This window comes from Pseudomonas sp. 28 E 9 (assembly GCF_900004785.1).
Lineage (GTDB): Bacteria > Pseudomonadota > Gammaproteobacteria > Pseudomonadales > Pseudomonadaceae > Aquipseudomonas > Aquipseudomonas orientalis_A.
The window spans coordinates 25,573-25,800 of the sequence record NZ_CVTK01000045.1; the positions used below are offsets into that span (position 1 = coordinate 25,573).

General features: G+C 60.1%; 1 protein-coding gene. It reads right to left on the bottom strand.

What is annotated here, in order from left to right; all coding sequences use genetic code 11:
* Nucleotides 1–228: immunoglobulin-like domain-containing protein (locus BFQ00_RS30460; protein WP_170827559.1), on the bottom strand; the 228-nt coding region annotated here is incomplete at both ends.

Sequence of the window (228 nt, forward strand, 5' to 3'; positions counted from 1 at the left end):
TCACCGGGGTTTGTGCCGGGTTGGTCAGGGTCGCGGTGTAGGTGATCTGACCGCCTTCGGTGACTGTCGTGTCGGCAGTCAGCGTAACGGCGGTAGCGTCGACCGAATCAGTGATTGTAGTAACCGCAGGCGTAGTGCTCGGCACCAGGTTTTCAAAGTTGCCGCCGGTAGCTCCGGTAATGGTGGTGCTGACGGTCGAACCGTTAACGTAAACGTCGTTGGCCGGCG